This is a genomic window from Enhygromyxa salina, from assembly GCF_002994635.1.
In the GTDB taxonomy this organism is placed as follows: domain Bacteria; phylum Myxococcota_A; class Polyangia; order Nannocystales; family Nannocystaceae; genus Plesiocystis; species Plesiocystis salina_B.
Window position 1 is genome coordinate 166157 of record NZ_PVNL01000057.1, and the last position, 25205, is coordinate 191361.

The 25205-nt window shown below is 70.5% G+C and carries 21 protein-coding genes; 15 read left to right on the plus strand and 6 right to left on the minus strand.

The features are described from left to right. Window positions 1–244: 244 nt before the first annotated feature. Complete coding sequence (locus tag ENSA7_RS15255; protein WP_106090012.1) at window positions 245–1510, minus strand: bifunctional folylpolyglutamate synthase/dihydrofolate synthase; 1266 nt, start codon at window positions 1508–1510, stop codon at window positions 245–247. A 7-nt stretch (window positions 1511–1517) separates the two neighbouring features. Beyond that, a complete protein-coding gene (gene accD / locus ENSA7_RS15260; RefSeq protein WP_106090013.1) occupies window positions 1518–2438 on the minus strand; it encodes an acetyl-CoA carboxylase, carboxyltransferase subunit beta in 921 nt (306 codons plus the stop codon). A 251-nt stretch (window positions 2439–2689) separates the two neighbouring features. Here accD and ENSA7_RS15265 point away from each other — a divergent pair, with 251 nt between their 5' ends. From ENSA7_RS15265 to ENSA7_RS15275, 3 genes are read left to right on the plus strand one after another with little or no spacing between them, the layout of a single operon-like run. Next, the gene (locus tag ENSA7_RS15265; RefSeq protein WP_106090014.1) at window positions 2690–3217 is read left to right on the plus strand and encodes a hypothetical protein; all 528 of its coding nucleotides are present in this window, start codon (window positions 2690–2692) and stop codon (window positions 3215–3217) included. A 24-nt stretch (window positions 3218–3241) separates the two neighbouring features. Next, window positions 3242–4330: a phosphoribosylformylglycinamidine cyclo-ligase gene (purM, locus tag ENSA7_RS15270; protein ID WP_106090015.1), complete on the plus strand. Its 1089-nt coding sequence runs from the start codon at window positions 3242–3244 to the stop codon at window positions 4328–4330. 9 nt (window positions 4331–4339) lie between these two features. Continuing rightward, entirely contained in the window at window positions 4340–5866 is a 1527-nt protein-coding gene (locus tag ENSA7_RS15275) for a phytoene desaturase family protein (protein ID WP_106090016.1), read from the plus strand. A 19-nt stretch (window positions 5867–5885) separates the two neighbouring features. On the opposite strand, the gene ygfZ is transcribed toward ENSA7_RS15275, so the two are convergent. Next, window positions 5886–6821: a CAF17-like 4Fe-4S cluster assembly/insertion protein YgfZ gene (gene ygfZ / locus ENSA7_RS42270; protein ID WP_181233757.1), complete on the minus strand. Its 936-nt coding sequence runs from the start codon at window positions 6819–6821 to the stop codon at window positions 5886–5888. A gap of 100 nt (window positions 6822–6921) precedes the next feature. Here ygfZ and ENSA7_RS15285 point away from each other — a divergent pair, with 100 nt between their 5' ends. The 3 genes from ENSA7_RS15285 to ENSA7_RS15300 all read left to right on the plus strand — a co-directional run bounded on the left by ENSA7_RS15285 (window position 6922) and on the right by ENSA7_RS15300 (window position 11657). Beyond that, entirely contained in the window at window positions 6922–8739 is a 1818-nt protein-coding gene (locus ENSA7_RS15285) for a TolC family protein (RefSeq protein WP_146157724.1), read from the plus strand. A gap of 12 nt (window positions 8740–8751) precedes the next feature. Then, a complete protein-coding gene (locus tag ENSA7_RS15295; protein WP_181233758.1) occupies window positions 8752–10134 on the plus strand; it encodes a hypothetical protein in 1383 nt (460 codons plus the stop codon). 158 nt (window positions 10135–10292) lie between these two features. Then, the gene (locus ENSA7_RS15300) at window positions 10293–11657 is read left to right on the plus strand and encodes a protein-disulfide reductase DsbD family protein (RefSeq protein ID WP_181233759.1); all 1365 of its coding nucleotides are present in this window, start codon (window positions 10293–10295) and stop codon (window positions 11655–11657) included. A 12-nt stretch (window positions 11658–11669) separates the two neighbouring features. Here ENSA7_RS15300 and ENSA7_RS15305 read toward each other — a convergent pair whose 3' ends face one another. From ENSA7_RS15305 to ENSA7_RS15315, 3 genes are read right to left on the minus strand one after another with little or no spacing between them, the layout of a single operon-like run. Beyond that, window positions 11670–12362 (minus strand): glutaredoxin domain-containing protein, encoded by a 693-nt coding sequence (locus ENSA7_RS15305; RefSeq protein WP_106090021.1) that lies wholly within the window; start codon window positions 12360–12362, stop codon window positions 11670–11672. A 28-nt stretch (window positions 12363–12390) separates the two neighbouring features. Next, window positions 12391–13338 (minus strand): tRNA glutamyl-Q(34) synthetase GluQRS, encoded by a 948-nt coding sequence (gluQRS, locus tag ENSA7_RS15310; protein WP_106090022.1) that lies wholly within the window; start codon window positions 13336–13338, stop codon window positions 12391–12393. A 9-nt stretch (window positions 13339–13347) separates the two neighbouring features. Beyond that, a complete protein-coding gene (locus tag ENSA7_RS15315; RefSeq protein ID WP_106090023.1) occupies window positions 13348–13851 on the minus strand; it encodes a hypothetical protein in 504 nt (167 codons plus the stop codon). A 181-nt stretch (window positions 13852–14032) separates the two neighbouring features. On the opposite strand from ENSA7_RS15315, the gene fni reads away from it, so the two are divergent. The 9 genes from fni to hpnE all read left to right on the plus strand — a co-directional run bounded on the left by fni (window position 14033) and on the right by hpnE (window position 25192). After that, window positions 14033–15082, plus strand: a complete 1050-nt coding sequence (fni, locus tag ENSA7_RS15320) for a type 2 isopentenyl-diphosphate Delta-isomerase (protein ID WP_244923813.1) — start codon at window positions 14033–14035, stop codon at window positions 15080–15082. Between the two features lie 4 nt (window positions 15083–15086). Then, the gene (mvk, locus tag ENSA7_RS15325) at window positions 15087–16058 is read left to right on the plus strand and encodes a mevalonate kinase (RefSeq protein WP_106090025.1); all 972 of its coding nucleotides are present in this window, start codon (window positions 15087–15089) and stop codon (window positions 16056–16058) included. Between the two features lie 20 nt (window positions 16059–16078). Next, on the plus strand, window positions 16079–17098 hold the full coding sequence (gene mvaD / locus ENSA7_RS15330; RefSeq protein ID WP_106090026.1) for a diphosphomevalonate decarboxylase: 1020 nt from the start codon (window positions 16079–16081) through the stop codon (window positions 17096–17098). A 5-nt stretch (window positions 17099–17103) separates the two neighbouring features. Then, window positions 17104–19410, plus strand: a complete 2307-nt coding sequence (locus ENSA7_RS15335; RefSeq protein ID WP_181233760.1) for a hydroxymethylglutaryl-CoA reductase, degradative — start codon at window positions 17104–17106, stop codon at window positions 19408–19410. 47 nt (window positions 19411–19457) lie between these two features. Then, window positions 19458–20441 (plus strand): squalene synthase HpnC, encoded by a 984-nt coding sequence (hpnC, locus tag ENSA7_RS15340; RefSeq protein WP_106090028.1) that lies wholly within the window; start codon window positions 19458–19460, stop codon window positions 20439–20441. Window positions 20442–20443: 2 nt separating this feature from the next. Further along, complete coding sequence (locus ENSA7_RS15345) at window positions 20444–21382, plus strand: phytoene/squalene synthase family protein (RefSeq protein WP_106090029.1); 939 nt, start codon at window positions 20444–20446, stop codon at window positions 21380–21382. Window positions 21383–21424: 42 nt separating this feature from the next. Continuing rightward, window positions 21425–22744 (plus strand): FG-GAP-like repeat-containing protein, encoded by a 1320-nt coding sequence (locus ENSA7_RS15350; protein ID WP_146157727.1) that lies wholly within the window; start codon window positions 21425–21427, stop codon window positions 22742–22744. 5 nt (window positions 22745–22749) lie between these two features. Continuing rightward, window positions 22750–23709 (plus strand): hypothetical protein, encoded by a 960-nt coding sequence (locus tag ENSA7_RS15355; protein WP_106090031.1) that lies wholly within the window; start codon window positions 22750–22752, stop codon window positions 23707–23709. Window positions 23710–23836: 127 nt separating this feature from the next. Continuing rightward, a complete protein-coding gene (gene hpnE / locus ENSA7_RS15360) occupies window positions 23837–25192 on the plus strand; it encodes a hydroxysqualene dehydroxylase HpnE (RefSeq protein WP_181233761.1) in 1356 nt (451 codons plus the stop codon). The last annotated feature ends 13 nt before the right edge of the window (window positions 25193–25205 follow it).

Genomic DNA, 25205 nt, shown 5'->3' on the forward strand with positions numbered 1-25205 from the left:
AGGGCCCATATCCGGGATCGTAGCTAGGCCTGGGCGACTTTTCCAAGAATCTACCGACTGCCCCTGCCCGAAGGTCCTGCACCTGCTTTTATGTTCACTGCCCGGGCTCGCAAAGGTGCCCCCTGCCCGAAGGTCCTGTACCACCCGATCAGGGGGGATCACCGAGCAGGCGTTCAGCCGGCGAAAGGTGCCCCTGCCCGAAGGTCCTGTACCACCCGATCAGGGGGGATCACCGAGCAAGCGTTCAGCGGCGCGACACCGGATCACTGAGTTCTGGCCCATCGAGGCAAACCCCGCCCGCGGCCGTCGACGGCGCCAACTGTGCACGAATCACCCCAACCAGGAAGTGTGACCCACACACGACGAGCCTGGCGCCAGCCGCGAGACGCCGGCGCATCGCGTCCAGCAACGCACGATCCCCTGCGCTCGAATACCGCGGCTCACCGGGCTCGGCGAAGCCTCCCAGATCGTACGCCCCCTCTCCCGCTGGTGGCACCAACCACAGCGGACCGAGCTCGCGCAGCATCGCCGCCATCGCCGGGGCCGGCTTGTCGGCCATGGTCCCAAACACGATCGCGTCCGGCCAGATCAGCAGCCCCCGCAGCGCGGCGCACAGCGCCTCGACGCCGTCGAGGTTGTGGGCGACGTCGAGCCACAGCTCGCCGTCGCCAACCCCCACCTGCTCCAGCCGCCCCGCCCAGCGTACCCCGTCGAGGTGCGCGAGCGTGGCAGCGGGGACGAGCTGCCCCAGCAGCGCCAGCGCCAGCGCGCCGTTGTGCCGTTGGTGGGGCCCTCGCAGACCCACGGGCGGCGCGGCCAAGGGCGTGACGAAGGACAGCGCGGCCCCAAACTCGCGGGCTCGATCCTCGATCGCAAGCCGGGCCGCCGTCGGCTGCTCCACGCTGAAGACTGGCAGCGCGCGGCGGATCACCGCGGCCTTCTCGGCAGCGATCTGCTCGAGCGTGTCCCCGAGGTACGCCTGGTGATCCAGGCCGAAGCGCGCGAAGCCAACGACGTCGGCGCGCACGGCCGAGGTCGCGTCGAGTCGGCCCCCGAGCCCGGCCTCGAGCACGACGACCTTGCAGCCGGCGTCGACGAAGCGGAGCAGGGCGATCGCGGTCAAGACCTCGAAGAAGGTCAGCGCGACGCCGAGCGTGGCCTCGACGGCGGCGAGGCGATCGACGCCAGCTTGGACCTGCTCGTCGGCGATCGCCTGACCATCGACGCGGATCCGCTCGCCGATCCGCTCGAGGTGCGGACTGGTGAACAGGCCGACGGGACCCCGCCCCTGCTCATGACCCAGACCAGGACCCAGCTGCCGCAACCCATGATCGAGCATCGCCGCCGTCGAGCCCTTGCCGTTGGTCCCGACGATCTGAACCACCGTAAACGGCGGGCGCTCGCGCAGCCCAGGCAGCAGCGCGTCCAACACCCGCTCGATCGCGTCGAGCCCCAGCCGCACACCGATCGTCCTGCGGGCGAACAGCGCCACGCGCCAGTCGACGCTCATGTGCGGCTCAGGGCGCGCTGGCCTCGTCGCGGATGATCACGCCGTCGGTCATCGTCTGGTTGGCGCGCGGGATGTGCTCACCGAAGCCGAGCAGGCGCAACAACAGCCCGATCTGGTCGCGCATCTCGAGCCGACTGACGATGCGATCGACCATGCCGTGCTCGAGCAGGAACTCGCTGGTCTGGAACCCCTCGGGCAGCTCCTGGCCGATCGTCTGCTGAATGACCCGCGGCCCCGCGAACCCGATCAGCGCGCGCGGCTCGGCGAGGATCAGATCACCGAGAAACGCGAAGCTGGCCGCGACGCCGCCCGTGGTCGGATGCAGCAGCACGGAGATGTAGGGCAGCCCGGCCTCGCGCAGCTTGGCGCGCGCGGCCGAGGTCTTGGCCATCTGCATGAGCGACAAGATGCCCTCTTGCATGCGGGCGCCGCCGGAGGCCGAGAACACCAGCGCCGGGAGGCCCTGCTCGAGCGCGCGCTCGAACACCAGCGTGACCTTCTCGCCGACGACCGAGCCCATCGAGCCACCCATGAACTCGAAGGCGAAGAAGCCGAGCGAGGCCTCGACCCCGTCGACCTTGCCGGTGCCACACACGAACGCGTCGTTGCGGCCGCTCTTCTTGGTCGCCGCGTCGAGCCGATCTTTGTAGCGCTTGGAGTCCGTGAACTCGAGCGGGTCCCCCGAGCACAGGTGTTCGTGGTGCTCGACCCAGGTGCCAGGATCGACGGTCGTGGCGATCCGCTCGCCCGTTGGCATCACGTGGTGGTGGCCGCAGACGGGACACACGCGCAGGTTTTGAACGAGCTCCTCCGTGTAGGTAATTTCGCTACAAGAATCGCATTTGGTCCAAAGACCAGCCGGAACGGACACTTTGCCGCCGGGTTCGGGTCGCTCGAGAGCGTCTTTCTTGCGTCGCCACCAGGCCATGGTCTGTAATTCCCGTCCGCGAGAGCGCGGCCGGGGTATCATCCCCTCGGCACAACTTGCACGCAAGGCGTGCAAAGCTTCGCGCTCACGCGGCCCGAAGCGTGAAGGATTGTCTGTTCGTGAGTATCGCCAGTAAGCAAACCGACGCTCCCGACAGGTCGGGGCGGCTCGCGGCAGGGCCCTGGCGGTCGGTGACAGATCCAGGCGAAGACGCAGCGGGGCCGGCTCTCCCGCACGGGTCACTGGCGTCCGTGGGGCGCGCGCTTCAGAACATCTTCGAGCGCTACAGCGGCAGCGCGGTCCGGCGGGTGGTCGGGGTGTCGGACGAGTACGGGATCGACGGGCTCTACGTGGCGTTCATCGTCATGCGTGAGCGAACCGCGTGGCCAGCGATGCGCAGTGAAGATCGCCAGGCCCTCGAGCTCGCGTCGCGGCTGATGTCGGGGTTTGCGATGCTGCCCAGCTCCACGTACATGCAGGTGCCGCCGGCCGAGGTCGAGGTGCTCGTCGATCGGATCATGACCTCGGTCGCGCAGTGGGCCCGGCAGCGGCTCAGCTCGGATCTCAAGCGCGAGTACATGGCCCTGCTCGAGGAGTACGCCGAGCGCCTGCGTCCCCTGCTCGAAGACCAGCGTCCCGGCGCGATCAACGATCCCCTGGCGGACCGTCCGGCGATCACGATCGCGCTGATGGAGGCGTTCGAGCAGTGGCTGGCCGCCGACAGCACGCTCCCTGCGCGCCGCCACATGCTGGCGATCCTCGAGGGGTTGTTTGGCTAGAGGCCGCTTGGTAAGTCGGCGCCGATGACCGACGCCAAGCCACTGACCTACGCGAGCGCGGGCGTCGACATCGAAGCCGGCAACGAGGCCGTGCGGCGGATCAAGGCGCTGGTCGAGACCACCCGGCGGCCCGAGCAGATCGACGGGCTGGGCGGGTTCGCAGGCATGATGGCGCTGCCAACCGGGCTGCGCGAGCCGGTGTTGGTCTCGTGCACCGACGGCGTCGGCACCAAGATCCTCGTTGCCATCGCGATGGATCAGCACCACAGCGTCGGCATTGATCTCGTGGCAATGAACGTCAACGACCTGCTGTGCACGGGCGCGCGGCCGCTGTTCTTGCTCGACTACATTGCGACGGGGCGGCTCGAGCCGGGCAAGATCGAGCAGCTGGTCGCGGGCGTGGTCGCCGGCTGCCGTCAAGCTGGGTGCGCGCTGCTCGGGGGCGAGACCGCCGAGCTGCCGGGCATGTACGCCGACGGGCACTACGACCTGGCCGCGACGGCGGTGGGTGTGGTCGAGCGCGGGGAGATCTGGGGCCCGCAGCGCACGGAAGCGGGTGACGTGGTGCTCGCGCTGCCCAGCTCCGGGCTGCACAGCAACGGCTACTCACTGGCCCGCAAGGCGCTGCTGTCTGCTGAGCATGGCGCCCTGGACCTCGCGGATCCGCTGCCGGGCGCCGGGCCCGAGGATCCCCAGACGGTCGGCGAGGCGCTGCTCGAGCCCACGCGGATCTACGAGCCCGCGTTCGCGGCCCTGCGCGCGCTGGCGGGCGGGCCCGTGCACGCGGCGGCGCACATCACCGGTGGCGGGCTGATCGAGAACCCCCCGCGGGCGATCCACGACGGCCTGACAATCGAGATCGATCTCGAGTCGATCGAGCAGCCCGCGGTGCTCCGGGCCGTGGTCGCGTGTGGGGTCGCGCGGGCCGAGCTGCTGCGCACCTTCAACTGCGGGATCGGCATGCTGCTGGTGGTCGACCCGCGCCGCGCCGACGAGGTCCTGGCGGCCTGTGACGCGGCCGGCCAGCCCGCGGTCGGCGTGGGTCAGCTGGTGGCGCGAGGGCCGAGCGACCCCGCGGTGCGGATCACGGGCGCCATCCATGGCTTAGACTGAACTCCTACTTTGGCCAGCGCGACGACCAACCACTACGATCTGATCGTGCTCGGCACCGACTTCGCCGGGCTGGTCGCGGCGGCGCTGGTTGCCCGCCGCGGCAAGCGGGTGCTGGTGATCCCGCACGGCCCGATCGACGGCCGCTATCGGCTCGCGCGTCGGGGCTTCGCGCTCGACACCGCGCCGCTCGTGCACCTGGGCTGCCCGGCCGTACAGCGAGTGTTCGAAGAGCTGGGCCTGTGGACGCAGATCCGCCGCGAGCACCGACCGCTGGGCGAGCTGCTGCACTACGCGCTGGCTGACCATCGGCTCGACGCCGAGCCCAACGACTCGAGCTGGCTGCGAGAGACCCACCGAGAGTGGCCCGAAGATCCCGTCGCCGAGGCGTGGGAGCACCGTCGGCAGTGGAGCGAGGCGACCGACGAGCTGCTCGACGATCTGCTCGGATCCGACAGCGCGCTGGTCCCCGATGGGTTCTGGAGTCGCCGGTTTCTGGCCCGGGTGTCGAATCAGCTGCCGGCCGCCGACTTCGACGAGCTCGGGCCGCTCACCGCTGGGCACCCGCTGCGCGCCCAGTCGCGCGCGCTCGAGGCCTGGCTGCAGCACCTGAGCCCGGCGCAGCTGGGCAAGGCCGCGAGCCTGCGGATCTCGAGGCTGTGGGAGCGCGGCCCCGAAGACCGCAGCGGCGGCGGACCGGGCCTGCGCGAGCAGCTAGTTCAGCGGCTCGAGCTCAAGTCTGGCGAGGTCAAGTCGAACCTGCGGATCGCCGAGATCATGCACAAGCGCGGCCGCGTCACGGGGATCACCCTGCTCGGCAAGCGCGACCGCTACGGCTGCGATCACATGCTGATCGCCACGGATCCGCGCCGGCTGATCGACGGGCCGCTGGTCGCCGCGTCGCTGCCCAAACCGCTGCAGGTCAGCCTCGACAACATCGAGAGCGCCGCGCGGCGGTTCGTGCTCCACCTCGACATCGACGAGCGTGGGATCGGGCCGGGGCTCGAGGGCCTGGTCGTGTGCGTGCCCGAGCGGGCGATCGAGACCAACGAGGGCGCGGGGATGACCTACCTGCGGCTCGAGCCGGGGCCCGGACAAGAGGGTGTTCGGAGCGTGTCGATCGTCCGCGTGCTGGGGCCGGACGAGTCGACCGACGATGTCCGCGAGCGGATCTTGGATGAGCTCGAGCAGCGCGGGGTGCTGCCGTTCGCGCGCCCGTGGCTGCGGTTGATCCACTCGCCCCACGACGGCCGCGAGGCGACCGACGGCGCCGGTCAGCGGCTTGAGGCGTTCGGCGCCGACACGGCCCTGCGCGTGCCGATGGACCCGCTGTACCGGCTGCGTGGGGCCGCGCCGAGTCTGGGTGTGGGGATGCTGCCGCACTCGTCGGGGATCAAGAACCTGTACTTCGCGTCGCGCATGACCTACCCGGGGCTGGGGCTCGAGGGGGAGTTCGCGGCGGGCTGGGCGGCCGCGGGCGCGGTCGCGGCGGCCGGGCGCGCGGGGCTGGGCCGCAACCTGTTCCTTGGTCGGGGCTGAGCGGGTCGGGGCTGAGCGCTCAGCGACGGCCGCCGAGGGTCACCGTCGCTGCCTGCTGGCGACCGGCGCGACCGGGGTCGTCACCCAGCGGTGGGCTTTGAACCGTGATCGTGAGCTCGTCGGCGTGCAGCTGGGCGCCTGGCTTGGCGTGGGCGCGGCGGACGATCGCCAGGCCCTCGAGCGCCTGGGTGTGGCTGGTCAGGTGACCGACCTGGGCGCCGTCGACCTGCAGCGCGATCGGCAGCGGCGACGTGGGCGCGGCGGACAGCTTCACGCGGACCATGACGCGGTTGACCTGGCCGCGGTTGTGGATGCGCGAGAGCGGCTCTTGACCCAAGAAGCAGCCCTTGTCGTACGAGACGGCGTCGACGAACCCGACCTCGGGCGGGAACCGGTCCGCCGCGATCTCGAACCCCCAGGCCGGACGCCCGTGGGCGATCCGGGCGGCGGTGAACGCCTCGGTATCGGCCGGCTCGCCGATCTTGGCGAGCGCCGTGCTCAGGGCCGACTCGGGACCGACCAGCACGACCCCCGGCAACGGGTGGGTGCCCGCGAACGCGCGGACCCCAGCCGGCAGCGCGCCGAGCTGCTCGGGCGTCAGCGTCGCGGCCTCGGTCCATGCGATCGCGCAGGCATGATCGGTCAATGGCTCGAGCTCGACGTCGTCCATGATGATGTGCGCGTCGAGCTTGGCGGTCACGTCCGGGGCGATCTCGGCCGGCAGCAACAGCCACGGCTCGTCCTCCGTGACCGCCAGGACCAGCACCTCGCTGATGATCTTGCCCTTGACGGTGAGCAGCGTGGCCGCCGTCGCGCGCCCAGGTGTGAGCTCACCGACGTCGGCGCTGAGCAGGCCCTGGAGGAAACGCGTGGCGTCGTCGCCCGTGACGCGGACCACGGCGCGAGCTTGGTTCGGGAGCGTGGCGAGCAGGGCGTGTCGGATCGTCGCGGTCACGCCAGCACCATGGCAAGCCTGGTTCCGGGCCGCAACGCGGTCGCGGATCAGGGCGCGCGCGCGGCTTGCCTGGCCCCGAGCGGCGGTGTAGGGGTTGCCGATGCGATCGCGTCGTGAGCGAGTCCCGGCCCCTGGCCGTCCCCGGGTCGCGCTCACTTGTCTGACGGTGGTGCTGCTGACCGCCACCACGGTCCGCGCCGCGCCGCCGCCCTCCCCCGCTGATCCCGTCGCGGATCCGATCGCCGAACCCGCCGCCGTCGGGCCGGTCGTCGAAGGTCCCAGCGCGCCGCCGCCCGTGCTCGACGGGCCCCCGCCGGCCTCGAAGCAGCTGCCCGAGCCGCGCACCGGTCACGCGCCCCCGCTGGTGTTCAGCGGAGCGCCGGGGTCTCAGGGCGGGCTGCTCGGCACCGACGATCCCGTGCGCGCGCTGTTCGAGATGCCCCCGTCGACGCGCGACGACGCCTACGGCCCGCGCCCGGCTGGGATCCCCTCGCTGAGCCGCGAGCAGATCGTGCGCTACGGCCTCGACAACCCCTACGTCAAGGCGGCGGATCAGAACATCGAGGCCATGCGCGCGCTGCTGCGGATGGCCAAGTTCGCGTGGGTGCCGATCGTGCGGACGTCCGCGGTGCTGACCCCGGGCGCGGCGATCGAGTGCGACGACGTCTCGCTGCAGGGCGAAAACGGACAGCCGTTCTCCTATCAGTATTGCCGGGCCGCAGGCGACCCCGCGACCGGCCTCGGTCGCGACGGTGGCGACCCCGCCGACCTCCAGACCGTCGGCGGCTACTTCGACCGCATCGCCCAGGCTGGGATCGCGCTGCGGCTCAGCGCTGAATTCGTCGTGCCGATCACGACCTTCGGGAAGATCCTGAGCGCCAAGAAGCTCGCGACGCAGGGCGTCGAGATCGCACGGCTGCAGCACCTGGCGACCGAGCAAGAGACGCTGCTGCGCATCTACGAGGCCCACGCCGCGCTGTTGCTCGCGCGCGAGAGCGTCGGGATCCTCGACGAGGCGTGGGGGATCATCGGGGCCGAGCGGGTCAAGATCGAGACCGAGCTGGGGATCGGGCCCGACGGCGAGCCCGCGTTCGATGCCGATCCCGAGTCGCTCAACCTCGATCGAGACCCCGACGATCTTACCCGGCTCGAGGTCGGGGAGATCGAGCTGGCCGGGCGCATGCGCGAGGCTCGAATGATCGAGGCCAAGGCGCTGGCCAGCCTGTGGGCGATCGCCGGCAGCGCGGCCCCGCGCGGGTTCGACGTCGCCGAGCAGCGCCTGGCCCCCGACACGATCGAAGGCGGGCTGGCCGAGCTCGACCACTATCGAACGCTGGCCCTGAAGAACCGACCCGAGGCCAAGCTCGCCGACGCCGGCGTCGAGGCCCGCAAGGTCCAGGAGAAGCTCGCGCGCACCAACTTCTTGCCGGATCTCGGGGCCGTCGTGCGGCTTGGCTACGGCTACGCCAACAAGGCCACGCCGGAGATGCGGACGCTCAACTACACCGGCCGACTCAACTACTCGAACGTGTACTTCGGGCTGGCGATGAGCTGGAACCTGGACTTTCACAACAACGCGTTCGCGCTGCAGCGAGCCCGGGCCCAGCGCCGCGAGGCCGAGTACCAGCGCGAGGCGGCCCAGCGACTGCTGGCGCTCGAGGTCGAGGACGCCTACCGCGGGGTCATCGACGCCGAGCAGCAGCTGCGCTTCGCCGAGCTCGCGCGTGACAAGTCGTGGCGGCTGGTCATCTCGGAGCAGACCAGCGGCACGATCGGCGCGAGCAACTTCGAGGATCTCCGCAAGGCGCTGACGAAGTGGGCGGAGTTCGAGTTTCAGCGGTTCGAGGCGGTCATGAAGCGCAACGTCGCGCTGGCCCGGCTCAGCCGCGCGGTCGGTGTGCCGCTGACCTCGCACTGATACACTGCGCGAGTGACGAACTTTTCTGGACGTGGTCAAAACCGAACGATCCTGAGCCTGACGCTGGCGGTCAGCTCGCTCGCCTGCAAACCCCCGCCGGCCGTCGACGACGCGGGGAGCGAGACAGCCGGTGATGGCGACGGCGATCCGACCGGCGACGGCGACGGCGATCCGACTGGCGACGGCGACGGCGATCCGACCGGCGACGGCGACGGCGATCCGACCGGCGATGGTGATGGCGATCCAACCGGCGACGGCGACGGTGATCCATCCGGCTGCGCTGGGGCGCTCGACATCCTGCTCGTGGTCGACAACTCGGGGACCATGGGTGAGGCCCAGGCGCGACTCGCCGCCAGCATGGCTGGGCTCATCGATCCGCTCGACGCGGCGGGGGTCGACTGGCGGATCGGTGTGACCACGACCGACAACGGCAACCCATGGTGCCCGCCGGGGCAGACCACACCGGAGGCCGGGAACTTGGTGTTGAGCTCGTGCAAGAGCCGCCTGGGCGACTTCAACTTCAACAACGGACAGATCGACGCCAGCGACCTCGCGTGCAACGACGTGTGCGAATTTGCCAACGTGGCGATCGCTCCGACGACCACCGAGGTCGACGACACTCCGGCCCCGCGCCGCTGGGTCGAGCGCATCGACGGGGTCAGCAACTTGGCCGATGATCTCGACCCCGCCGCCGCGCTGGCCTGTCTGGTGCCGATGGGCATCAACGGATGTGGCTTCGAACAGCAGCTCGAGTCCGGGTACCTCGCGCTGGTCCGAGCCCAGAACGCGGACGAGATGAACTATGGGTTCCTGCGCAGCGACGCCAGCTTGCTGGTGATCATCGTGAGCGACGAGGTCGACTGCTCCTACAACAAGGGCTGGTCCGAGATCTTCGAGCCGGACGGCAACAAGGTGTTTTGGTCCGATCCCAACTCGCAGTTCCCGACCAGCGCCGTGTGCTGGAACGCGGGCGTGGAGTGCGTCGGTGATCCCAGCAGCTACGCCAGCTGCGATCCGGCGGACTTCGACGTCAATGCAGAGAGCGCGGCGAGTGACGCCGACGCGGTGCTGCATCCCGTCGGCCGCTATGACGCCTTGCTGGATGGCCTCGAGGCTCAGCTGCAGGCGCTCGATCCCACTGCTGCGGTGCAGCTGTCGGTGATCGGGGGCGCGGCCGGGGATGGGACGTTGGTGTACGCGGCGTCACCCGACTCGAACTTCCAAAACTCGTTTGGGATCGGTCCAGGGTGCAGCGCCGGGGACATGGAGGCGCTGCCGCCCGTGCGCATGCGCGAGGTCGTCGAGCACAGCGGCGGCCAGCTTCAGTCGATCTGCGCGGACAGCTACGCGGGGACCCTCGGTAAGCTGGTCGAGCCGTTTACGGCCTGCCCGTAGCGGCAAACGCGACGCTCGGCTGGTCGGCAAATTGCTGCGCGCCTCGACTCGGCGGCCACAGCACGTGATCCAGCCCGCGGCGCAGATCTCGCGTCTGCCTCGATCCCCCAAAAGAGTAGGTCGCGGCGGCCGGCGGGCAGCGTATGATTTGCTCGCCCATGACCTGGGAAAACCTGATCGACCCCACCCTGCTTCGACCCCTGCTGGCCAACGCCGCGTCCGACTGCGGGGGCCTCGGCACCTACGCGTGGGCCTTCGGCCAGGGGGTGCTCGTCGACCTCACGCCGTGCGTGTACCCGCTGATCCCGGTGACGGTCGCGGTGTTCGGGGCCAAGGGGGTCAGCAAGGGGCGCGCGCTGTTCCTGGCGGCGTCCTACGTGCTCGGCATGGCCGCGCTCTACACCAGCTTGGGTGTCGGGGTCGCGCTCGCGGCCGGGGGCGTGGGGTTTGGGACCTGGCTGGCCAACCCGTGGGTCGTGGGCCCGCTGGTGCTGGTGTTGCTCGCGCTCGCGGCCAGCATGTTTGGCGCGTTCGAGCTTCAGCTGCCCTCGGCGCTGGAGAACAAGCTGGCCAACGTCGGCGGCGCGGGTCCATTCGGCGCGTTCTTGATGGGCCTGGTCAGCGGCCTGGTCTCGGCGCCCTGCACGGGGCCGGTGCTGCTCAACCTCCTGGCCTACATCGCGGTCTCGGCTGATCGTCCTGGCGGGGTGCTGTACGGCGGCTCGCTGCTGTTCACCTACGCGCTGGGCATGGGCACGCTGTTCTTCGCGGTCGCGCTCGGGGCCAGCTTGTTCAAGCCTGGGCCGTGGATGGACCACATCAAGAGCGTGTTTGGGATCGCGCTGATCGTGATGGCGTTCTACTTCATGCGGCCGCTGAGCCCGGCGCTCTCGGACTTCGTGATCAACCCGCAGTGGGGTCTGTGGCTGGGCCTGGGGCTCACGGTCGCGGGCGTGGCTGCAGGCGCGGTCCACCGCAGCTTCCACGGTCCCCTGAGCGAGAAGCTGATCAAGGGCACGGCCGTGGCGGTCGCCTCGTTCGGCAGCATCTTGATGCTCAACAACATCTTGTGGGTCGAGCTGACCGCCGACTGGCACGAGGTCGAGACCATGGACGAGCTCGAGGCCGCGGTCGCGCGGGCCGACGAGGCCGGCAAGCCGATCCTGATCGACTTTGGCGCGTCGTGGTGCAACCCCTGCCACGAGCTCGAGGCCAAGACCTTCTCGGCGCCCGAGGTCGAGGCCGAGCTGGCCAAGTACGAGCTCGTGAAGATCGACGTCAGCGATCCAAGCGATGAGCAACAGGCGATGCAGTCGGCGTTTCACGCGGCCGAGCTGCCCAGCGTGGTCGTGTACACCGCCGGCTCCGGGCTCGGCGAGCGGATGGCCGACGTCCGCGCGGGCAAGGCCCAGCCCGAGCCGGCGATGCACGTGACCACCTTCATCGACGCGCCAGCGTTCCTCGAGCGGCTGTCGGGCACGGGCGCGCCCGATCCCCGGGCGGGGATCTGCAGCCGCAGCTGAGCGGTCAGCGCCTCACAGCAGCTTCTCGATCGCGTTCTTGTCGAACCCCCGCAGCAGCTCGCCGCCGATGTCGATCATCGGCACCGAGCCGGTCGGGACGCCCTTGGCCTTGGCCTTGGCCTGCAGCTCGGCGGCGGCCGTGCGGTCCTTCTCGATGTCCTTGGCCACGTACTCGACGCCCTTGCGATCGAGGTACTTCTCGAGCTGCTTGCAGACCCCGCACCACGAGGTCTTGTAGACGATGATCGGCGCCTCGCGGTTGGCGATCTGCTCGAGCGACTCGAGGTCGGTGGGCATCGCGTAGACCGACGAGCGCCCGGTCCCGAGCACGGCCGTCTCGAACTCGTCGCGGTCGACGGGATCGAGCGCGAACCGGCCGTCGGGCAGCGGCGCGTCGAGGTTGGCGACCCAGACTTTTCCGGGCGGGGCCGCGGCTCCGAACACGTTGACCCCGACCCGCGCCCGGGCTTCCGCCGGGACCTCGGCGAGGCTGGTGCAGTCGGCGAACACGCCTCGCTCGCCCGCGTAGGTGAGCACGAACTGGTCGGTGTTGGGGTCGAACACGGGCGGCTCGGCCTTGGCCGGGGTCGCGCGCTCGGCCGCGTCGGCCTGGGGTGGGCGCTCGGGCCCGCACGCGAACACGGCGAGCAGCGAGAGCGACAGGAGACAGGCGCGCGGGGATGGTTGCAGGGCGCGTGGAAGCATGACGAAGGCCGAGTATAGCGGGTGGGGTTCAGCTCGGGCGGGGTTGCGCGTGGGCGAGCTCGGGCACCCCGAGCAGCGGCCCCGGATCGCGCGGGACCCGAGCGAGATCAAAGTCTGCGAGCAGCTCGCGAGGCTCGACACCGTCGCGTTCGTGAGCGGTGTCCAGCAGCCCAGCAGAGACAGCCAGCGCCGCGACGACGCGGCGGGGATCGACTCCCGCGGCCCGCAGGGCCGACAGATCCGGCGCCCCGTGACGCTTGTTGAGCTTGTAGCCGTCGGCGCCGACGATCAGCGGTGCGTGGGCGAAGCTCGGCGTGGGCACCCCCAAGCTGCGTTGCAGCAGGATCTGTCGGGCGGTGCTGTCGATCAGATCGGCGCCGCGCAGCACGTGGGTGACCCCCATCGCGGCGTCGTCGACCACGACGGCGAGCTGATACGCCCAGGCCCCGTCCGCGCGTCGCAGCACGAACTCGCCGACCTCGACCGCGACGTCCTGGCCGCGACGTCCGGCGATCTGATCGTCAAACCAGACCTCGCCGGACGGGACCCGCCAGCGCTGCGACGCGGGCTTGCCCGGGCGACTGGGCCCCGCGCGACAGGTGCCCGGATAGATCGGCTCGGCGCCGTGGGGCGCCGACGCGACCTCGCGCAGCTCCCTGCGCGTACACGTGCACGCGAAGGTGTCGAGCTGGGCGAGCGCGGCCGCATACAGATCACCGCGCTCGGACTGGCGGTACGGGCCGTTCGGGCCGCCGACGTCGGGCCCCTCGTCCCAGTCGAGCCCCAGCCAGCGCAGCTCCTCGAGCTGCCGCGCCTCGTGCTCGGGCCGGCTGCGCTGCGGATCCAGATCTTCCACGCGCAGCACGAACCGACCACCGGCGGCCCGGACCTGCAGCCACGCGAGCAGAGCCGTGCGCGCGTTGCCGAGGTGGAGCCGCCCCGTCGGGCTTGGTGCGTAGCGACCGACGACCGTCATGGATCTCGACTACGACCGCGGGAGATAGCGACTCGGCAGCAGGCCGCCGTCGGTCTCATCCGTCCACGCCAGCGACACCACCCACCAGCGCTCGCCGTGCCGGACCAGCTGCAATGAATTGATCCCGCGGCGAACTTCACCGGCGTCGGCGCTGCGCTCGTAGGTGCTGAACACCTGGGCGAGATCCGCGAAGACTTCGGTGCGGCGGGTCAGCTCGCGCTCGGTGAAGGCCGTGAGCGCGCCGGTCTCGACCGCGGCCGTGGTCCGGGCCACGTAGTCGTCGATCGAGCTGAGCTCACGGTGATCGGGGTGGCGCTTGTCCGAGACGCCCGGCTGGACCCGCACCATCACCGCGCTGGGGTCGAACAAGCCGCGAAAACGATCCCAGTCGGGCCCGCGGCCATGCTCGAAGGACACGGACGCATACAGCGCGTTGACGATCCCGTCGAGCGAGTCGACGTCGTGGGCGTCGCTGGCCGGGCGGGTGTGGGTTTCAGGAGGTGGTTCGTCCATCGTGTCTCGTGCTGGAGCACCAAGCGTATCACCCCAACGTATCAGCAAGTATGACCCGGTCGCCGCGAACGCACCCGGCCGGGCAGCGCCGCCCACCCGACCAGCGGCGTGTGCACCAGGGCACACCGCTGCGCGGGGTTTTGGGATTGTCGCTGCGCCGAAAAGGTGGCATTTGCGGCGGGTGGCGGACCGGCTCGATATCTCACAGCGAAAGAAAGACCACCTGGCGCTCTGCGCGGGCGACAACGTTGGGTTTCGCGAGAAGACTGCCCTATTCGAGCAATGTGAGCTGGTCCACTGCGCGCTGCCGGAGATGCACGCGGACGAGGTCGACTCGCGGGTCGAGCTGCTCGGCAAGACCCTCGCGGCGCCGGTGGTGATCTCGGCGATGACCGGCGGGACCGACGAGGCCGCGAAGATCAACAAGGACCTGGCCCAGGTCGCCGACGAGCTCGGCCTGGCCATGGGCCTGGGCAGCCAGCGGGCGATGTTCGAGCGACCCGAGACGGCGTGGACCTTCGAGGTTCGCGACCGGGCGCCAAACCTGCTGCTGTTCGGCAACCTCGGCCTGGTCCAGGCCCGCAAGATGAGCACCGACGAGATCCGCAAGCTGTGCGCGGACGTCGGCGCCGACGCGCTGTGCATTCACCTCAACCCGGCCATGGAGATCGTGCAGCCGGGCGGTGATCGGGACTTTGGCGGCGGCCTCGAGCTGTTTCGGCGGCTGGTCGACGAGCTGGGGATCCCGGTGATCGCCAAGGAGACTGGCTGCGGCATCTCGCGCGGGGTCGCCCAGATGATCCGTTCGACTGGGGTCGAGCACTTCGACGTCTCGGGCTCGGGCGGGACCAGCTGGGTCGCCGTCGAGGCCCATCGGGCTCAGGACGAAGAACAAAAGCGGCTGGCCCAGGAGCTGTGGGACTGGGGCATCCCGACCGCGGCCTCGGTGCTGCAGCTGCGCGGGCTCGGGGTCAAGGCGATCGCTACGGGCGGGCTACGCAACGGCACCCACGTAGCCAAGGCCGTGGCGCTGGGGGCGATCGCGGGTGGGCTCGCGGCGCCCGTGCTCAAGGCTCACCGCGCTGGCGGGGTCGACGGCGCCCGCGAGTTCCTGAGCGGGGTGATCACGACGGTGCGCTCGCTGATGCTGCTGACCGGGTCGCGCACGGTCGCGGAGCTGCAGCGGGCGCAGCTGATGCTCGGGCCTGACCTCGCGCGCTGGCAGCCCTGACGCCATGACGCTCGAGCTCCAGCGCACGGCCCTCGCCTGCGGCAAGGTCATCCTCCTGGGTGAGCACTCGGTGGTCTACGGGCAACCGGCGCTCGCGGCTGGGCTCGCGCGTGGGCTGAGCTTGCACGCAGCTCCGCTGGCCGATCCCAGCGCCGCGATCGAGCTGTCGATCCCCAGCTGGGCGCTGGATCTTCGCCTGACGCCCGACACCGATCACCCGGTCGCGCGGGCTTGCCTCGAGGTCCTGGCCCACTGCGACGGGCCCGTGACCGGCTGGCGGATCGACGGTGAGGCCCGGATCCCGTGTCGCGCGGGGCTGGGCTCGTCGGCCGCGCTGACGGTCGCGCTGGCTCGGCTCGCGCTCGGGCCCCAGACCAGCGGCGAGCCCGATCTCGACGACGTGGTCGCGGCCTCGCTGGTCGGCGAGCGAGTGTTTCATGGCACGCCTTCCGGGATCGACAGCGCGGTCGCGGCTCGCGGTGGGGTCGTCGCGTTCGAGCGTGGATCGAGCGGCAGCGGCGAGCCCGTCGAGCTCGGCGCGCCGGTGTCGCTGGTCGTGATCCCCAGCGGGATCCCCCGCCAGACCGGGGCGCTCGTGGCCGGGGTTCGGACCCGACGCGATCGCATGCCCGCGGTCATCGATCCGGTGATCGGCGCGCTCGGTCAGCTCGTCGGGTGTGGGCGCGCGGCGCTGGGCGCTGGCGATCTGCACGCGCTGGCCGAGCTGACCACCGTCGCCCATGAGCTGCTGTCGGCGCTCGGGGTCTCGCTGCCGGAGCTGGACCACCTGTGCGCGGCCGCGGTCCGCCACGGCGCGCTCGCGGCCAAGCTGACCGGGGCCGGCGGAGGCGGCTGCGTGATCGCCCTGTGCGATACTCGAGCCGCCGCGCAGGCGGTCGTCTCCGGCCTCACGGGCGAGCGCCCTGCCCTCCCGGCCCCGTTCTTCGTCGAGCTCGAGTCACGCCAATCCTCCTGACCATCCTGTCCATCCTGACCATGAGCCATCCACGTCCATGCCGGGCCACCGCCCACTCCAACATCGCGCTGGTCAAGTACTGGGGAAAGCGCGAGGGCGACGATCCAGCCCTCAACCTCCCGGCGGTCGGCTCGCTGTCGATGACCCTGGACGTGCTGCGCAGCGAGACCGTGGTGGCGCCGGCCGAGCGCGACGGGTTCGATCTCGACGGCGCGACGATCGAGGGCAAGCCAGCGGCCAAGGTGTTCGCGCAGCTGGATCGCGTGTGGGGCCTGGCCGGTCTGCACGGTGAGCGCCCGGCGTGCTCGGTCCGCTCGATCAACCACCTGCCCACGGCGGCCGGGCTCGCGAGCTCGGCCTCGGGCTTCGCGGCGCTCACGATCGCGGCCGCGGGCAGCTTCGGCGTGTGTGAGCAGCTCGACGGGCCCACGCGGGCGCGGCTCTCGACCTGGGCGCGGATGGGCTCGGGCAGCGCCGCCCGCTCGGTGTGGGGTGGGTTCGTGCGGCTCGACGCGGGCGTCCGGGCCGACGGCCGCGACTGCGTGGCCCGCCAGCTGTGCGGCGCCGATCACTGGGATCTGCGCCTGCTGGTCGTCCACACCGCGCGCGGCGCCAAGCAAGTCGGCTCGACCGGCGGCATGGAGTCGTCGCGGCTGACCTCGCCCTACTACCCGGCCTGGGTCGAGAGCTCGGCGGCCGACCTCGACGACGCCCAGGCCGCCCTCGAGGCCCGGCAGTTCGAGGCGCTAGGCGAGGTCATGGAGCACTCGTGCTTCAAGATGCACGCGTGCATGCTAGCGACCCGCCCGCCCCTGATGTACTGGAACGGCGCGACGCTCGAGGTCATCCGCGCGGTCTGGTCGATCCGTGAGTCCGGTGGTCCGCGCGGGTTCGTGACCTCCGACGCGGGGCCCCACGTCAAGGTCCTGTGCGAGGCTGTCCACGCGCCCGCGCTGGCCGAGCAGCTGCGCGCGGTCGCAGGCGTGCACGAGGTCCAGGTCGTGGCGCCCGGTCCCGACGCCAGCCTCGAGCTGTTGTGATGCCCATGACCTCGTCCACCCAAGGTCCCCTCTGTGGCCCCGTCTCTGCCCCCGGAAAGGCGTTCCTGATCGGCGAGTACGCCGTGCTCGAGGGTCACGAAGCGGTGGTCACCGCCGTCGATGTCCGCGCCTACGCCCACGCGCCGCGAGACCAGCACGGCGAGCGCCCGGATCCGACCAGCCCGTTCGTGGCCGCGGCCGTCGAGCTGGTCACTGGCTGGCTGCGCGGCCACGATCACGAGGTCCCCAAGCCCGACTCGCTGCCAGTCGTGACCACCGTCGGGTTCACGACCGGGGCCCGCAAGCTCGGCCTGGGCTCGAGCGCCGCGGTCACGACCGCGGTCGTCGGCTGGTACCTGCGGGCCGCGGGCCTCGATCTGAACGCCCCCCAGGCTCGTCAGGCGGCCATGAACATCGCCCGCGAGGCCCACACGATGGCGCAGGAGGGCCGCGGCAGCGGAGCCGACGTGGCCACGGCGGTCTACGGCGGCACGGTTCGGTTCGCGCTCGGCGGCGGGGTCCAGCCGCTGTCGCTGCCGGGCTGGTTGACGATCGGGTTCTTCGACGCGGGCGCGCCAGCCAGCACGGGCTCGTTGGTCAAGGCGGTCGAAGCCGGCGCGCGCCGGGATCGGGCCAGCTACGAGCTGGCGATCACGGAGCTGGCGTCGGCGAGCCGTCGGTTTCAGTCCGGGCTCGACGAGCAGTCCGACCCCGCGACCGCGTTCGGCATGATCCAGGAGGCCTGCGCGGTCCACAACGAGGGCCTGCGCGCGCTCGCGTCGCTGGCCAAGTCCCCGATCATGTCCGAGCGGATCGAGACGATCCTCGGGGCCTCGCAGTGGGCTGAGCTGGCGGCCAAGCCCTCGGGGGCCGGCGGCGGCGATCTGGTCGTGGTGTTCGCCCGCGACAGCGCGCAGCTCGATCGGGTCGCCGTCGATCTCTACCACCGCTTCGGGATCGCGCTGGTCCGCAAGCTCGAGACCGACGCGAACGGGCTGCGGGCCGAGCCGCGCCCGCCGGTCAACTCGCGGATCCACGGGCTGTTCAAGCGCAGCGTGACGCAGCGGCGCGAGGCCGTCGCGCTCGCGACCGGGCTCGACCCGGCTCGGTTCAAGGACGCCGACGCGACCGCGCTCGATCTAGAGACCGCCAACCACATGGTCGAGAACGTGGTCGGGTTCTTGACCCTGCCAATGGGGATCGCCACCAACTTCTGCCTCAACGGCCGCGACTACCTGGTGCCGATGTGCGTCGAGGAGGCGTCGGTGATCGCGGCGGCCTCGAACGCCGCCAAAATGATCCGCGCGGGCGGGGGCTTCAGCGGCTTCTCCGATCCACCCTGGATGATCGCCCAGGTCCAGCTGGTCCGCGTCGGGCACGACTCGATCGAGGACGTCGCCGAGTGGGTCCGCGCGGACAAGGCCGGTCTGCTCGAGCTCGCGGATGACTCGCACCCGCGGCTGCTCGCCCGGGGCGGCGGCGCCCGGGGCATGGAGGTCCGCACCCTCGACACCGACACGATCGTCGTGCACATGCTGATCGACTGTCGCGACGCGATGGGGGCCAACCTGCTCAACACCGTGGCCGAAGCGATCGCGCCGCGGCTCGAGCAGCTCAGCGGCTGGCGCTCGGTGCTGCGGATTCTCAGCAACCTGGCCGATCGACGGGCATCGCACGTGAGCTGCCGAATCCCCGCCGCGGTGCTCGAGGCCAACGACATCGACGGTCCGCTGGTCGCCGAGCGGATCGAAGAGGCCTCGCGCTTCGCCGAGCTCGACCCCTATCGGGCGACGACCCACAACAAGGGGATCATGAACGGCGTCGACGCGGTCGTGCTCGCAACCGGCAACGACTGGCGCGCGATGGAGGCGTCCGCCCACGCGTTCGCGGTCAAAGACGGACGCTACGGTCCGCTCGCGACCTGGCGCGCGATCAAGGGCGAGGCCGGCCGCACGATCGCGCTTCAGGGTGACATCAGCATCCCGACGGCGGTCGGGACCGTGGGCGGCGCGACGCGAACGCACCCGACAGCGCGGCTTGCGCTGGACATCTTGGGCCAGCCGATGGGCGGCGAGCTGGGCCTGGTCATGGCCGCCGCGGGGCTCGCGTCGAACCTCGCCGCCTTGCGAGCCCTGGCGACCGAAGGCATTCAGCGCGGGCATATGTCGCTGCACGCCCGGACTGTCGCGATGGCAGCGGGCGCACGCGGCGCGGAGGTAGAATCGATCGCCCAGCGGCTGATCGATGTGGGCGAGATCAAACCCGAGCGCGCCGAAGCTCTGTTAGGTCAGCTGCGGGCGGGCGACGACTGACCCCCTCTCGGCTTCCGCCCTCCGCCTTCACTGCGACGACCAAGACCATGGCCACGGGATCCCACACCACCACACCGCGCCTGTTCGCGGTCCCGCTCGCTCACCCCCGCGAGGAGGTCGACGCGCTGCCCGACGCACCCGACGGGGCGCCGCCGGGGCCGTGGACCAAAGAAGCCGCCTACCGGTTTTGCGAGCGGCTCGCGACCAACCACTACGAGAATTTCCCGGTCGCCTCGCGGTTCGTGCCCGCGCCGCTGCGACCCCACCTGTGGGCGATCTACACGTTCGCGCGCACGGCCGATGACTTCGCCGACGAGCCGCGCTTCGAGGGCCGCCGCCGCCAGGCGATCGACGCGTGGGAGCTGTACCTCGAGGCCTGCTACCACCGCGACGTCGATCACCCGGTGTTCATGGCCCTGCGCGACACGGTCCGCCGCCACAACATCCCGATCGGCCCGTTCAAGGCGCTGCTGATGGCGTTCCGCATGGATCTGACCAAGCACCGCTACGCCTCGTTCGCCGAGCTGCGCCACTACTGCACGCACTCGGCCGAGCCTGTCGGGCAGCTCGTGCTGTACGTCCACGGCCACCGCCAGCCCGAGCTGCACCGGTTCTCCGACGAGGTCTGCACGGCCTTGCAGATCGCCAACTTCCTGCAGGATCTCAGCGTCGATATCCCGCGCGGGCGCTGCTACATCCCGCAAGAGGATCTGATCCACTTTGGGGTGACCTGGGATCAGCTGCAGGCCGGCCGCCACACCACCGAGTTCAAGGAGCTCATGCGCTTCTCGTGCGCGCGGGTCCGGACCATGTTCTTGCGTGGCCGCCCCGTGATCCGCAAGGTCTCGCCGGGCCTGTCGCTCGAGCTCGAGGCCACCTGGCGCGGCGGCATGAAGATCCTCGACCTGATCGAGGCCCGCGACTTCGAGGTCCTCGACTACCGTCCCACGCTCGACAAGCGCGACGTCGTCGACATCGCCGGCCGCTCGCTGTTCACGTTTGGCCGGCGGTTCGTGCGGGGCGAGGTCTAGGCATGGCGCTCCCGCTCGACGTGCAGGCGCTGGTCGAGCGCGCCCAGTCGTTGATGCGCCGGGTGACCGCGCGATCGTCCTCGAACTTCAAGTTTGCGTTCTTGTTCTTGAGCCCCGCGCAGCGCGACGCGCTGACCCAGGTCTATCAATTTTGCCGGGTCGTCGACGACATCGTCGACGAGCGCCCGCCGGGGGCCGAGGGGCGCGCGCAGGCCGAGGCCGAGCTGGCCGCGTGGAGCCAGGAGGTCGCCCATATCTATGAGCGCTCGGGTCCGATCCGGACCGATCTCGGCCAGGCCCTGGCCGGGACGATCGAGCACTTCGCCCTGCCCCGCTACGCGTTCGACGAGATCATCGCCGGCTGCGCGATGGATCTCGACATCACGACCTACCCCGATCTCGAGAGCCTCGAGCTGTACTGCTATCGCGTGGCCTCGTGCGTGGGGATCTTGTGCATCGGGATCTTCGGGGATCAGTCCGAGCTCGCGCAGCGCTACGCCAAGCACCTCGGGCTGGCCCTGCAGTACACCAACATCTTGCGGGACGTCGGTGAGGACGCCGCGCGCGGCCGGGTGTACCTGCCGATCGATCTGCTCACCCGCCACGGCCTGAGCGAAGAAGACGCGCTGCGCTGCACCTACGATCGTCGGTTCCTGGCGATGGCCCAGGAATTCCACGACATCGCCGAGTCCGAGTACCAAAAGGCGTGGGCCGAGCTGCCCAACATGCCCAACCTGCGCCCGCTGTTGCCCGCCGAGATCATGGGCCGCACCTACCACCAGCTGCTGGCCGAGCTGCGGTCCCGCCGGTTCGACGTGTTCACCCACCGGGCCGCCCTGCGCCGCCGAGACAAGCTCAAGGTCGCCGCGATCTCGCTCGCGTTGACCAGTCTCCCACTCGAGCTCCCGGGCGCGCGCGCGGTCCGATCCGTGCTGGCTTGATCCGGCCCGACCAGGTCACCGCCGCTCTGATACAGTACCCGCGTGAGCCCACGCCCCTGCTCTCGCTCGCTCGTCGTCGCGGGCATGTTGTCTGCGCTCGGCGGTCTCTCGTGCTTTGACGGCGTCGGCACGGTCGGCGCGGTCTGTGAGGTCGACCAGCAGTGCGGGCTCGATCAGTCCTGCGACAACTCGGTGTGTGGCGTGTGCGGTGACGGCACGATCCAGCCAGGTGAGCTGTGCTTCGGCGCCTCGTCCGAAGAGAACGTGTTCGGCGAGGTCACCGACCTGCTGGCCTTCGATCCCGAGGGCGACGGGTTCCCGCTGCTGATCGCCACCGTCAACAGCAACTGCGCCAACCCACCGATGACGGGCCCCCCGACCGCGCAAGGCGACTCGTGCTGGGACGTCTTCGCGCTGGTCGCCGACGACGACAACTTCGAGGCGATCAACGGCCTCGATCCCGAGAACAAGCGCGACGGACGGGTCCCGCAGGCCAGCTCGGGCAACTTCGACGGCTCGGGGACCAGCGACATCGCGCTGGCGGTGTTCCCCAACGACCCTCTGGTCGACCCCTCGCAGCTGGTCATCGCCTACAACTTTGGCGTCGACCCCGTCGCGATGATCGAAGAGATCGACATCAGCCTGCAGGTGCGCTCGATCCACGCCGCCGACATGAACGGCGACGGGCTCGACGATCTGCTGGTTGGCGGCCAGCTGTCGAGCTCGCTCGCGCTCTACATCGCCCAGCCTGGGGTCGGCTTCGAGGCCGAGCGGCTGCTGGTCACGCTGCCGGCCCCGCGCCCGGCCCCACCCGTCGACATGGACAACGACGGCGATCTCGACGTGGTCCTGATCTCGGAGCTCGAGCCGAGCGTCCGGGTCGAGCTCAACAACGGCGCTGGCATGCTCACGCCCCAGCCGCGCCTGATGATCGAGTCTCCGCTCGTGCCCCGGGACGTCGCCACCGCCGACTTCGACCGCGACGGCAACGTCGACGTGGTCGTGTTCATCTCGGCGCCGTTCAACCAGACCGAGATCCTGTCCGAGGTCCGCGTCTACCGGGGCCTGGGTGACGGCAGCTTGGAGCTCCAGGCGACCTTGCCCGGCGGCGAGCTGCCGATCTCGGGCGTGGCCGCCGACGTCAACTTCGACGGCTGGCCCGACATCGTCGTCGCCGACATCCAGGAGGACAAGCTCCCCGTCCACATCAACCGCGCAGGCAGCTTCCCCGACTTCGTGACGATCGACGTGGCCGCGGCTCCGCGCGCGCTGATGTTCGAGGACTTCAACCTCGACGATGTCCCTGATCTGGTGATCGGCAACGCCAACGGCGTGGTCGCGGTCGTGCCCTCGGAGAACTGAGCCCCATGAAGACGCCGACGCCGACGACTCCTCCGATCCGCGCGCTCACGGCCGCGGCCGTCACGCTCGCGCTCGCGCTCGCGCCGATCGGTGGCCTGCGCGTGGCTCATGCGGCGCCAGCCAACGACGACGATGCCGACGCCGACGCCGACGACGACGACGACGACGACCAGGCCATGAGCGAGGCCAAGCAGCTGTTCGACGCTGGCGTCACCCGCTACTCCGCCGCCCAGTACGGCGAGGCTGTCGGGCTCTGGCTCGAGGCCTACGACCTGATCCCGCCGAGCTTCGAGAACCGCCTGATCAAGGCCGAGCTGATCTACAACGTCGCGCGGGCCCAGCAAAAATGGTTCGAGATCGACAAGGACGTGCAGCACCTGCGGCAGTCTCGGGAGATCCTGGGCCGCTACCTGGGCGAGGTCGACGATCTCTACGGTGAGCAAGCGGCGATCGAGCGCGAGAAGATCGAAGAACAGATCGCCGAGGTCGACGAGCAGATCGCCGACTGGGAGGCCGAGCAGGCCCGCCGTGAAGCCGAGCTGGCCGAGCGCATGCGGCCCAAATTCGACGAGGACGCGGACACCCGCGAGGCCAAGCGCAACAAGGCCATGCTCGGCGCGGGCGCGGGGCTGAGCGCGCTCGGCTTCGGAGGGATCGGCCTGCTGGTCACGGGGATCGTGCTCGCGGGTGGCGCCCAGGCGCAGACCGGCGGTCTCCCGCTCGAGGCTGACATTCCCGCGCGCGAGGCCGCGATCACCCGGGGCGAGTCGGGCAACGCGTTGATGGTCACGGGCACCCTCGTCGCGGGGGTGTTCCTGGCGGCCGGGATCCCGTTGCTCGCGGTTGGGGTGGCCTCGGAGAAGAAGCGCAAGGCACGGCGCGCCGAGGCCGGGGTCGACGTCGCGCAGCTCGGGCCCGCGTGGATCCCTGGTGGTGCCGGGCTGTCGATCGGTGGGCGGTTCTAGATCGTTCGCAAACCACGGCCTCGCAGAGACGTGGATCACGTCATGGGCGTGGGCCCGTCCATCCCTGTGATCTGGGCCATCGTGGATGGGCGCCAAGCGGCGGCCTCGGCAGTACGCTGCGGCGAGCATGGGCGGGGGATCACGCACGATCGTCGTTGGTGGGGGCTTCGCCGGGTTGGCGGCGGCCGTGCGGCTGGTCGCGGCTGGCCGCGAGGTGCTCGTGGTCGAGGCTGCCAAGCACGGCGGCGGTCGGTCGCGGTCGTTTCACGACAAGGTGACAGGCCGCGAGATCGACAACGGCCAGCACCTGATGATGGGCTGCTACTGGGAGACGCTGTCGTTCATGCGCGCGATCGGGGTGCCCGACGACGCGCTCGAGGTGCAGTCCAACCTCGCGATGACCATGCTCAAGCCTGGCGGGGCCCGGGTCGAGCTGACGTGCCCGCCCTTGCCTGCCCCGCTGCACCTCGCCGGTGGACTGATCGGCATGCGGGGGATCGGGATGCTGCACCGCGCGGCGGCGCTTCGGGCCGGGCTGTTGCTGCGCGGTGAGATCGCCCGACCCGACGACAACGAGACCTGCGACGCGTGGCTGCGGCGGCTCGGGCAGACGCCGCCGATCCGGGCCGCGTTCTGGGAGCCGCTGATCTGGGCGGTGCTCAACGACGATCCGCTGGTCGCCTCGGCGGCGATGCTGATCGCCGTGCTCGAGCGGGCGTTCATGGGCTCGCGCGCGGCGTCGAGCCTGGTCGTGCCGCGGCTGCCGCTGTCGTCCGTGTATGTCCAGCGCGCGGTCGACTACATCGAGGCGCGCGGCGGCGAGGTCCGGTTCGCCAGCCCCGCTCGCAAGCTCGAGCTCGACGCGGACGGCCGCGTCGCCGGGCTGACCCTCAAGTCTGGCGAGACCGTGGCGACCGAACAGATCGTGACCGCGGTGCCGCCCCAGGTGTTGCTCGAGCTGCTGCCCGAGGCCGCCCGCGAGCACCTGGTGTTTCGCGACGTCGCGCGACTCGAGGCCTCACCGATCGTCAACCTGTGGGTGACCCTCGACGAGCCGCTGCTGGACCGGCCGTTCGTGGGCTTGATCGCGAGTCCGCTGCACTGGCTGTGGGATCGCGACCGCATCGAAGCCGGCACCAGCGGGCGCCCGACCGCGGGAGACAGCCTGTTGTCGGTCACGATCTCGGGCGCGCGTGGGTTCGTCGATGATCAACCCGAGGCCCTGCGCGAGCTGTTCCTCGGCGAGATCGCCCGATTTTTTCCGCGCGCGCGGCCACAGATCCGCGGGTTTCGTGTGGTCAAAGAGAAGCGCGCGACGATCAGTCACGCGGTCGGGACCTATCGCCGTCGCCCCGAGACGCAGTCGCCGATCCCAGGTCTGCTGCTCGCGGGCGACTGGGTCCGCACCGGGCTGCCCGCGACGATCGAGAGCGCCGTGCAGAGCGGCCACGATGCGGCGGCGCGCGTGCTCAGCGGTCGCTAGCAAGAGCCTTCGC

Coding starts and splice junctions, on each gene's coding strand:
- ENSA7_RS15255 (WP_106090012.1), bottom strand. CDS start 1,510: ATGAGCGTCGACTGGCGCGTGGCGCTGTTCGCCCGCAGGACGATCGGT.
- accD (WP_106090013.1), bottom strand. CDS start 2,438: ATGGCCTGGTGGCGACGCAAGAAAGACGCTCTCGAGCGACCCGAACCC.
- purM (WP_106090015.1), top strand. CDS start 3,242: ATGACCGACGCCAAGCCACTGACCTACGCGAGCGCGGGCGTCGACATC.
- ENSA7_RS15285 (WP_146157724.1), top strand. CDS start 6,922: ATGCGATCGCGTCGTGAGCGAGTCCCGGCCCCTGGCCGTCCCCGGGTC.
- ENSA7_RS15300 (WP_181233759.1), top strand. CDS start 10,293: ATGACCTGGGAAAACCTGATCGACCCCACCCTGCTTCGACCCCTGCTG.
- ENSA7_RS15305 (WP_106090021.1), bottom strand. CDS start 12,362: ATGCTTCCACGCGCCCTGCAACCATCCCCGCGCGCCTGTCTCCTGTCG.
- gluQRS (WP_106090022.1), bottom strand. CDS start 13,338: ATGACGGTCGTCGGTCGCTACGCACCAAGCCCGACGGGGCGGCTCCAC.
- ENSA7_RS15315 (WP_106090023.1), bottom strand. CDS start 13,851: ATGGACGAACCACCTCCTGAAACCCACACCCGCCCGGCCAGCGACGCC.
- mvk (WP_106090025.1), top strand. CDS start 15,087: ATGACGCTCGAGCTCCAGCGCACGGCCCTCGCCTGCGGCAAGGTCATC.
- mvaD (WP_106090026.1), top strand. CDS start 16,079: ATGAGCCATCCACGTCCATGCCGGGCCACCGCCCACTCCAACATCGCG.
- ENSA7_RS15335 (WP_181233760.1), top strand. CDS start 17,104: ATGACCTCGTCCACCCAAGGTCCCCTCTGTGGCCCCGTCTCTGCCCCC.
- hpnC (WP_106090028.1), top strand. CDS start 19,458: ATGGCCACGGGATCCCACACCACCACACCGCGCCTGTTCGCGGTCCCG.
- ENSA7_RS15345 (WP_106090029.1), top strand. CDS start 20,444: ATGGCGCTCCCGCTCGACGTGCAGGCGCTGGTCGAGCGCGCCCAGTCG.
- ENSA7_RS15355 (WP_106090031.1), top strand. CDS start 22,750: ATGAAGACGCCGACGCCGACGACTCCTCCGATCCGCGCGCTCACGGCC.
- hpnE (WP_181233761.1), top strand. CDS start 23,837: ATGGGCGGGGGATCACGCACGATCGTCGTTGGTGGGGGCTTCGCCGGG.